A 9,667-nucleotide genomic window follows, 5' to 3' on the forward strand; every position below is an offset into this window, starting at 1 on the left:
CTTCCCGCTCCCGGGGGGTCAGCGGGCTCGGGGCCGCCACGTCCCCCGCCCCGAGCCCGCTGACCCCCCGGGAGCGGGAAGTGGCCGCGCTGGTCGCCGGGGGCATGAGCAACCAGCAGATCGCCTCCGCACTCGGACGCTCCCCACGCACGGTCCACACCCACGTCGAGAACATCCTGGCCAAACTCGGCTTCGCCTCCCGCGCCCGCATCGCGTCCTGGTGGACCGCGAACCAGGCACCCACCCCGTAGGACAACTCCGTAGAAATACCTAGGCCCGGGGCGGGGCCCGGGTCCGTACTAGTACCGATGGCCTCGGGGCAGATCCCGCGCCGATCCTTGCGCCATGACACAGAACAAGGCGTGCCCTCCTGCGTGCGGGTGCGCCTCCCTCCCGGCACACGTCGAGGGCGGTCGGCAACCGGATCCGTGACAGGAACGCGCCCGACCGATGTCAGTCACTGTTTCCGTGCCCGTCGAATGCGGCACCGGAAGCGACAGACGGCCAGGCCCGCCAGCAGTGCGTGAGCGGCCCCATGCCGCCATGAAGGGCACCGTCAAGATCGGCAACCGCCGCACGCCGCAATCCAGTCAATGGGTCGCTGACGACAAAAGGAACTCAAGTGACGAACACAGAGCAGGGTCTTTCCCGTAGATCATTCCTGTCCGCTGCGACGGCCGTTGCGGCCGCCGGCGCTCTGGCCGGCGGCGCGGTGCTGGCCGGCGCCTCCAGCGCCGGAGCCGCGACCGGCGCTGACGTCGAGTGGCGGATCGACATGGTGGCGGGCAGCGGCGCGGACGGCGCTCAGCGCGGCTACGCCGCCATGCTCAACGGGATCAGGACGGCGATGGGCGCCAGGATCCCCATCGAGGGTGCCCTCCCGATCGACGTCACCGACCGCAACGGGGCCAGCCGGTACATCACCGTCGACCTGCACGCCTATGACAGTTCCCAGTTCATCCGGGTGTTCCTGCGCCGCTCGGACACCTACTTCATGGGATGGCGGGCGGGCAACGAGAACGGTGGTGTTGTCACCTGGGGCAGCTTCTTCATACTGGAGGACACGGCGGCGCCCGGCGGGGCCTCGGCGCTGCCAGGCGCCACGACCGCGAACACCAACACGCAGTACAACGGGCAGGCGGGCTACGACGCCCTGGGACGACAGGGCGCCTCCCGCGACACCATGCAGATCTCTCCCACCAGGATCCACCAAGCTGTGTTGGACCTCCATAACGGTGCCGGGATCGACTCCAGGACCGCGGCAGGGTCAATCCTGCAGATCATCGTGGCGGTCGCCGAAGCCGCCCGGTTCCGGCAGCAGGCGAGGGACACCGCGAGGGCGTTCTACCTCGGCCAAGCGTTCGCCCTCACCACGGCACACATAGCGTTCCACAACAACTGGGGCAGGCTCAGCAGATCGATGCTGCTGGCGATCATGGCGGGCACCGCCGCCTTGGCGGCTCCTGTCGAGGTCGCCGGCATCGTCATCGGGACCGTGGCGGTTGGTGCGGCATACCTCATGATGGTCCACCACTCGGACCAGGACACCAGCGGCAAACACCTGCTCGAGGGCAGCCTGCTGGCCGTCTCGCCGTACGGCGACGGCGACCACTGGACCGTGCAGGCCGCGGTCGACCACGTTCCCAGCAGCGGGTCGAACACCATCGTCATCGAGAAGGGTGTCTACCACGAGGTCATCAGCGTCCCGAAGGACAAGAGCTGGCTGACGATCAAGGGCGTCTCCGGCAACCGCGCGGACGTCGTCATCTACAACACCAGATGCAACGGGATGATCAACCCTGCGACCGGCGCGAAGTGGGGCACCCAGGGCAGCGCCGTGGCCACCTTCAGGCCGCCCAACCTGACCGTCCAGGACCTCACCATCCAGAACACGTTCGACCGCGACGCGCACCCGGAGATCAGCCCGTACGAGACCCAGGCCGTCGCGGTCGCCGCCATGGGCGACCGGCAGGTGTACGACAACGTCGCGGTCATGAGTCATCAGGACACGCTGTTGGTCAAGGGGGAGACGCCCACGACCCAGGCCCGGCAGTACTTCGTGAACTGCTTCATCAGGGGCGACGTGGACTTCATCTTCGGCAACGCCACCACGGTGATCGCCCTGTCCTGGATCCAGGTGCTCCCGTGGCCGGGCGGCACGGTGCTGGCGCCGAACACCGACCTCAACAAGCAGTACGGGATCCTGCTCAGCAGTTGCCAGATCATCACCAAGGGTGTGTCGGACGACACGATGCACCTCGGCCGACCGTGGGTCAACACGGAGGACGCATGGCCCCAGGCGGTGGTGCGATCCTGTGAGATCCAGTCGGGCATCATGGACGCACAACCCTGGACCGACATGCTCCCCGACCAGCCCTGGCAGTTGGCCGGCCGCTTCAGGGAGTACGGCAACTTCGGCCCCGGCGCCGGCGCCGGCTCGGACTCACCACAGCTGACCGCTGCCGAGGCAGCCGACTACACCGCCCAGAAGTACCTGGCCGGCACCGACGGCTGGAACCCGACCGGTATCTGACCGCGGCCGAGGTGACGAACCGTCATCGCTCCCACTCTCGCTGCGCGATGCATCAGGGCGGGGCCGGGACATCACGACAGTCCCGGCCCCGCCGCTGTGTCCTCCGCCAACCTCTGGTGAGCCGTAGCACCGCGCCGCGCCCGCGTTGACCGCCGATCCCTGGGCCCAACCGCGACGACAGCCCGGACTGACAGCCCGCGTCGGCTCGTCCGGCCCAGCGTTACCGCCTGGGCCGAATGCGCAGGATCGCCTGGTCGTGCTTCGGTGGACATCACGGCGCCCGCCTCGCCTCAGTGCCAGAGCGACGGAGGGTCACCACAAGCGCGATCATGGACGACCGTGGTTGCGTTTCCCCAGGGAGCCGTGGTTCCACCAGGTCGAGGGTGTTCTGATCGAAGACGTCGCGCCTGACGGTGAGTCGGTGATCGTGCGGGCGCGTCCGTCAGCGGAGCGCACCGGCTGTCCTGCATGTGGAACGGAGTCGGCCCAGGTGTACATCCGGTACCTACGCCGCCTCGCGGGGAGTGCGGTCGGGGGGAGCCCTTTCGCGATCGAGTTACAGGTCCGACGGTTCCGTTGCCGCCAGGACGCCTGTCCGCAGTCGACGTTCGCCGAGCACGTCGACGGGCTGCCGTTCCGGCACGGTGGGCGAAGTGCCGGTCTGCAGGCGGTCCGCCTCCGTCGTCGACCCTGCCTGGCTGGGCCTTTCCCACCTCTTTTCCATGTGACCCACTCCACATTCTGACCAAATGAAGAATCTGGTCAGTTCTTCTACTCTGGAGGGCATGGAGACACAGAACAGCAAGAAACGCCGGGCCCTCGTGGTCGGGCTCGGTATCAGCGGAATCGCGACCGCGGTGCGGTTACGGCAGAGCGGATGGACGCCGGTCGTCATCGAGCGGTCCCCGGGCCGGCGCACCGGCGGGTACTTCATCGCACTGTTCGGTGGCGGTCGGCAGCCGGCGCAACGCCTGGGCATCCTCGACAACCTGAGCGACCGCACCCCTGCCGGCACTGTCCAGTACGACCTCGACCGCGCGGGGAACCGGCGGCCCGGTGCCCTCGCTTACGGCGACCTGCCCGGCACTCCCTGGATGACGGTGCGCGGCAAGGTCGAGGAGGCCGCCTTCATGGCGCTCCCTGACGATGTCGAGATCCGTTACTCGACCGTGCCGACCCATATCGCGCAGGACGCCGACGGTGTGGACGTAACGATGACCAGCACCGTGGACGACACCTCGGTCACGGAGAGGTTCGATCTGGTGGTCGGCGCGGACGGGCTGCGCTCCACCGTGCGATCCCTCGTGTTCGGACCGCACGAGAAGTACCTGCACCGGCTGAACTACATGGCGGTCGCCTACGAGCTTCCCGGCCCGCTCAGCGAACTCCATCCCGACGACGGCGCCACCCTGATGGAGGCCAACCGGTCGATGTGGATCTTCCCCTTCCGTGGTGGTCCGCAGACGGTACTGCTCAGTTACCACACCGCTGACGTCGACGCCGAGTTCAAGGAGCCGCCGGCCCAGCGTGTACGTGCGGCGTTCGGCCCCGAGCCTACCGGCCGCCTCCTGGGCGAGGTGCTCGACGCGCTGGACACTGTCAAAGACCTGTTGTTCGACTCGGTCGAGCAGACACGGATGGACACCTGGCATCAAGGCCGGGTCGTACTCGTCGGTGACGCAGCCTGGTGCGTCAGCCTCTACGCCGGGATGGGCGTCTCGATGGGGATCACCGGGGCGGACCTCCTCGGCACCGTGCTGGAGCGCAACCCCACCGATGTGCGCCGCGCCCTGACCGTCTGGGAACAGACCCTGCGGCCCCACGTGGACGTGTTCCAGCAGAACGGCATCCAGCAGCGCATGATCTTCGTGCCGGCCAACAACAAGGAGCTCGCTCTGCGCAAGGTCATCAACCTGGGGATGCGGACCCCAGGGGCCTCACACCTGCTGAAGCGGATGCAGACCAACAACAAGGCGGGCCGGCTCAAGGACCGTGACCTCGCCCTAGCATGAGGTCGGCTCCGCGCCCGCGGGCCCGCTCGGAACAGGCAAGGGACGACGATGGCAGCACTGGCTGAACACGACTCCGCCACGGCGGCCCGGATTCTCGCAGCGGCCAGGGAACTGATCCTCAAGCGCGGCGTCAAGGGGCTGACGGTGGCCGAGATCGCGGACAAGGCGCACGTCGGCAAGGGCACGGCGTATCTGTACTGGGGCACCAAGCAGGATCTGTTGTTCGAGCTGTTCGCCAGAGACTTCCTGACGTTCCTGGAGGGCGAGATCCAAGCGCTGGACGCCGACCCTGAGGCCGGCCGCCCGCACCGGCTCTGCCCGCGGGTCGCCCGCAACGCCCTGAGCTACCCGATCGTGCGCGCGATGCAAACCGGCGACGACGACCGGCTGGGTGCCTTCGGCCAGCATCCGCGCAGCGTGGAACTGCTCGGCAGGCTGGGCCCCGCCACGGTGGTCCACTCGGTGCTGCCGGTGTGGCGCGAGCACCGGCTCGTACGAACCGACTGGCCCCTCGACGAACAGGCCTACGCCCTGCAGGCGCTCATGACCGGCTTCCTCGGAGCCGTCACCCGGCCACCGACCCCGACCAGCGTCACGGTCGACGACCCCGACAAGGTCATGGCCGCCGCGGTGACGGCCCTGCTCGACCCCGAAGAAGCTGGCCCCGCCGACGTCTGCGCAGTCGCCGAGGAAGGTCTGCGGCTGTTGCGTGAGCGGCGCGACGCGATGCTCGCCCTGATCACCACCTACCCCGGAACGAAACACGGTCAGGAACCGGAGCGCTCCGGTTCGAGTTGAGGAACGACGGAGGAAGTGTCATGACCCGAACGACCCTGACAACCACCGCGAACGAGACCGTCATCGACCGCTACATGAGGATCTTCGACCGTACGGTGTACCAGCCCGAGGCCCTGAAGGAGCTTGAGTCGATCTTCACACCGGACGCCACCGTCGACCTCGGCGGGGACATGGAACCGGTGACCGGCATGCCCGAGATCATGGCGGCATACGGGCAGCTGACCAAGGCCCTGGTCGACAGCAAGCACTTCTGGACCGTCACGGAGCTAGACGACGGCAGGCTGGAGTGCCACTGGGTCCAGGCCGGCCGCGCGACCGACGGCCGCCTGGCCGGCCAGAGCGGTATCGAGCAAGTCACCGTCAACGCTGACGGGCGGATCACGCACCTGAGCAACCGCATGGTGCCCATCGCCAGCTGGTCCTGAGAAAGCTTACGGCTTCTTGGGCTGAAGCGGGTGAGCATGAACTCCGGTTCCCCGCGGCAGAGATGGACATGGGTCGTCCGCCGGTGAGCCGGAGTGTCTCGTGGGCCCGCGCCCCGCGCAGCCGCAGTCCGCCCACTCCGGACGAGAGGGAAGGCGCTGCCGTCGCAGCCGCTCCAGCAGCGGCACAGCGGAGTCACGGTCCTGGACGTCCGTGGCGGTCAACCCAACAGCCTGGGCCAGGCCGACACGGTCGGCACAGCCCGTCACCGGGCTTACTGCTGGCCCTGATGGGCCAGGCGGAAGGCGCCGGGGGTGACGCCGGTGTGGCGGGTGAAGAACTTGCCGAAGTTGGTGGGTTCGGGGAAGCCGAGTCGGCGGGCGATGGTTGCCACCGGTTCGTCGGTGTGGGCGAGCAGCCGCTGGGCCTCCAGGGCGACGCGGTTGTCGATGACGTGTTTGACGGGCTGTCCGGTGGCGGCCGTGCAGGCGCGGGTGAGGGTCTTGACGGTGTATCCGAGGCGTTGGGCGTAGTCGGCGGCGCGGCGGGTGGTGGCGTAGGAGAGTTCCAGCTCGGTGCGGAAGCGGGTGTAGACCTCCCCGCCGGCGTGCGGGTCGCCGCCGCCGTGGGGATGGGGCAGCCGATCGAGCTGCAAGAGCACCGTGGCGAGCAGGAGTTGGAGGATCTCCGCTGACACGGTCTGTTCCGGCCGGCCGTACTCGGCCCGCAACTGGGCCAGCAGGGTGGACAGCACCGCGTAGTCGCCACTGGCGCCCAACTGCCAGCACGCGGGCCCGTACCACTCGTTGACCAGCCGATCGGCGCTGCTGGAGTGGGGTGGGAAGGCCGGCGTGAACAACAGGTGGGTGCCGTTCGCGGTGCCCGTTCGCACGAAGCTCTGCACCTGTCCGGGGCGGATCCACAGCAGGGTGCCCGGGCCGCAGGGGTAGGTCACGAAGTCCACGGCGTGTTCGCCGCTGCCCTCGGTGACGAGGGTGAGGGTGTGGAAGTCGACCCGGTGCACCGCGTCCGGCCGTCTGTGCCGACGCCGCTCGTGCAGGGTGGACAGATCGATGATCTCGAAGCCGGGGACCCGTTCCTCGGGCGGGTTGAAGTCCAGCCGGGGGATGCCGTCGTCCTGGGGAGGAGCGGCCTCGCCAAGATCCGCGGAGTTCATCACGCGCCTCCTGGATGTCCTCGATTTACCACACGGGGTCTTCAGGCTACCTCGTCTGCCTGTGCTTTTGCGGCGAGACTGGATGGCGTCAAGGCGGCGCACGGCCGCCCCCACCACAAGGGGCACCTCCATGAACGGCACGGTCACAGTCCTCGACAAGGGCGCGGTCCGCATCCACAGCTACATGTCCCCGGCGGACACCTTCCACACCACCACTCAGCTGATCGAGACCCCGGCGCGGGTCATCGCTGTCGACGCCCAGCTGACCCCCGCCTACGCGGACGAGGCGGTCGCTTACGCCAGAGGGATCGGCAAGCCGCTGGACCGGCTGATCGTCACCCACGCCCACCCGGACCACTACAACGGTGCCGCCCGCTTCGGCGTACCCGTTCACGCGCTGGCCCAGGTGCGCGAGCAGATCATCGCGCGCGGCGACAGCCGGCTGCCCACAGGCCAGGTCATCCCGGTCGCCGACTTCACGCCGACCGTGGAGGTCTCCGCCGGCACCGAGGTCGTCGACGGGATCCCGTTCGTCTTCCAGGCCGTCTCCGGTGGTGAGGCAGCCGACGAACTCCTCGTCAAGCTACCCGAGCAGGGTGTCCTGATAGCCCAGGACCTCGTCTACCACGACGTCCACCTCTACCTGGGCAACAACGACATCGCCGGCTGGCAGCAGATGGTCGACGCACTGGCCACCGAATCCGGTTACGACACGATCCTCGCCGGCCACGGCCTGCCCGCCGGTCCGGAGATCTACGAGGAGGTGCGCCGCTACCTCGCAGACGCCCACGAGCTGCTCGGCGACGACGGCGAGGCGTACAAGAAGGCGATCGTGGACCGATACCCCTCCCATGTCGGCCCGTTCATCATCGACATCGCCAACCGGTCCCTCTTCCCCGCCGGTCACTGAGCCCAGTCTCTGCGCTCCTCTCCTCACAGCTCACGCCTTCAGAAAGATTTGTCATGCCGTCAGTTCGTATCCGCCGTGCCCGTGTCGCGGCTGTCGCGGTGGCCTCACTGGCCGTCATAAGCACAGCCACAGCCCCGGCTCTCGCCACCCCTGACGCGACCGGGGAGCCCACCGCCGCCTCTGTTCAGCATCGCGCCCACCTGCCCGCCAGTTACTCGATCCCCGGCGACAAGACCTACCCCGAGGGCATCGCCCGCCAGCACGGGACTCCCTACTTCTATGTCGGCGGCACCAGCGACGGCACTGTCTACCGCGGTGACGTCCGCCAGAGCGCGACCAAGGTGTTCCTGCCGGGCGGCCAGGACGGGCGCACCTCCGTCGGCGGTATGAAGACCGACCCCGCAGGACGCCTCATCGCCGCGGGCGGCGCCACCGGCAAGGTCTTCGTCTACGACACCCGTACCCGCGCCCTGCTGCACGTGTTCGACACGGGCCGCACCGACGTCTTCCTCAACGACGTGGCCCTCGCCCCGAACGGCGACGCTTACATCTCGGACTCCGTCCACCCGGTGCTGTGGCACATCACGGCAGCGGAGTTGACGAGCGAGCACGTCCAGCAGCCTCTGCACGTCGGTGCGGACCTGGCCAAGTCCCCGATCGACTACAACGCCGGCTTCAACGGCAACGGCCTGGTCGTCACGGACGACGGCCGCTACGTCCTGCTGGCCGACTACAACGACTACGCCTTTTACCGCATCGACACGATTACCCACAAGGTCGTGCCCATCGACCTCGGCGGTGCCAAGGGCATCTCTGGCGACGGTCTGCTGCTGCGCGGCAACACGCTCACCGCCGTGACCGAACTCGACCATCCCGAGGGCCAGATCGCGATCCTGAAACTGAGCCACGACTACACCAGGGCCAAGCTCGTGCGCACTGTCCACGGTCACGGTATGGACAGCCCGTCCACGGCGGCCTTCGATGGACGCGACCTGCTGATCGTCAACTTCCAGTTCCAGATCGCCGACCCAAAACTGCCGTTCAACGTGGTGCGAGTCCACGCGAACCGATGACCGGGCACAGCACAGAGAAAGACGACAGCACCATGCGGATCACCATCGTCGGTGCGGGCAACATGGCCCGAGGCATCGCCACCCGCGCCTTGGAGGGCGGCCACGCGGTGACCATCACCGCCAAGGACCCTGGCAAGGCCGTAGGACTCGTCGACGAACTACGCATGCGGGACCATGGCCCTGGCCGCGTAGGTGCCGCCGACGACTCCGCCGTGGACACCGCGGACATCGTGGTCCTCGCAGTGCCCTTCGAGGCGGCCAAGCAGCTCGCCGCCACCTACGGGGCACGGCTGAACGGCAAAGTCCTCGTCGACATCAGCAATCCCGTCGACGCCTCACTCGACGGGCTCGTCGTCACCCCGGGCAGCTCGGCCGCCGAGCAGATCGCCGGGGCCGCCACACCACAGACGCGAGTCGTCAAGGCGTTCAACACCACGTTCGCCGCGACCCTGGTCGCCGGACAGGTGGCCGACACGCCGCTGGACGTCTTCATCGCAGGCGACGACGAAGACGCACGCAAGCGGGTCGCCGACCTCGTCACCTCCGGCGGGCTGAACCCGGTCGACGTCGGCGCGCTCAAGCACGCACGCGAGCTTGAGGGTCTCCAGCTGCTGCACATGGCCCTGCAGATCCGGGAAGGCGGTCACGGCTGGGCGAGCACGATCAAGATCGTCGCCGCCCCCTGAGCCGCCCGGACACCGCCCTTGCCCCGTTGCTGACCCCGACCCACAACCCCGCGGA

Annotated in this window: 9 protein-coding genes; 8 read left to right on the top strand and 1 reads right to left on the bottom strand. The window is 68.2% G+C overall.

Going from position 1 to position 9,667, the window contains the following annotated elements:
* The 5 genes from JHN63_RS44505 to JHN63_RS44525 form a co-directional block, all read left to right on the top strand.
* The coding region (locus JHN63_RS44505) for a response regulator transcription factor (protein WP_200690831.1) at positions 1-251 on the top strand (251 nt) is incomplete at its 5' end.
* A 371-nt stretch (positions 252-622) separates the two neighbouring features.
* On the top strand, positions 623-2,533 hold the full coding sequence (locus tag JHN63_RS44510) for a pectinesterase family protein (protein ID WP_200690832.1): 1,911 nt from the start codon (positions 623-625) through the stop codon (positions 2,531-2,533).
* A 785-nt stretch (positions 2,534-3,318) separates the two neighbouring features.
* Positions 3,319-4,545 (top strand): FAD-dependent monooxygenase, encoded by a 1,227-nt coding sequence (locus JHN63_RS44515; RefSeq protein ID WP_200690833.1) that lies wholly within the window; start codon positions 3,319-3,321, stop codon positions 4,543-4,545.
* 48 nt (positions 4,546-4,593) lie between these two features.
* Positions 4,594-5,343 (top strand): TetR/AcrR family transcriptional regulator, encoded by a 750-nt coding sequence (locus JHN63_RS44520; RefSeq protein WP_200690834.1) that lies wholly within the window; start codon positions 4,594-4,596, stop codon positions 5,341-5,343.
* 20 nt (positions 5,344-5,363) lie between these two features.
* Positions 5,364-5,768 (top strand): nuclear transport factor 2 family protein, encoded by a 405-nt coding sequence (locus JHN63_RS44525; RefSeq protein ID WP_200690835.1) that lies wholly within the window; start codon positions 5,364-5,366, stop codon positions 5,766-5,768.
* 272 nt (positions 5,769-6,040) lie between these two features.
* Here the strand turns inward: JHN63_RS44525 and JHN63_RS44530 are convergent, their stop codons facing one another.
* Entirely contained in the window at positions 6,041-6,943 is a 903-nt protein-coding gene (locus JHN63_RS44530) for an AraC family transcriptional regulator (RefSeq protein WP_200690836.1), read from the bottom strand.
* A gap of 130 nt (positions 6,944-7,073) precedes the next feature.
* Here JHN63_RS44530 and JHN63_RS44535 point away from each other — a divergent pair, with 130 nt between their 5' ends.
* From JHN63_RS44535 to JHN63_RS44545, 3 genes are read left to right on the top strand one after another with little or no spacing between them, the layout of a single operon-like run.
* Entirely contained in the window at positions 7,074-7,853 is a 780-nt protein-coding gene (locus JHN63_RS44535) for an MBL fold metallo-hydrolase (RefSeq protein ID WP_200690837.1), read from the top strand.
* A 53-nt stretch (positions 7,854-7,906) separates the two neighbouring features.
* Positions 7,907-8,926 (top strand): SMP-30/gluconolactonase/LRE family protein, encoded by a 1,020-nt coding sequence (locus tag JHN63_RS44540; RefSeq protein ID WP_200690838.1) that lies wholly within the window; start codon positions 7,907-7,909, stop codon positions 8,924-8,926.
* Between the two features lie 32 nt (positions 8,927-8,958).
* Positions 8,959-9,612 carry an NADPH-dependent F420 reductase gene (locus JHN63_RS44545; RefSeq protein ID WP_200690839.1) on the top strand — a complete coding sequence of 218 codons (654 nt, stop codon included), beginning with the start codon at positions 8,959-8,961 and terminating at the stop codon, positions 9,610-9,612.
* The last annotated feature ends 55 nt before the right edge of the window (positions 9,613-9,667 follow it).

It is taken from the genome of Streptomyces sp. MBT65, from assembly GCF_016612545.1.
Lineage (GTDB): Bacteria > Actinomycetota > Actinomycetes > Streptomycetales > Streptomycetaceae > Streptomyces.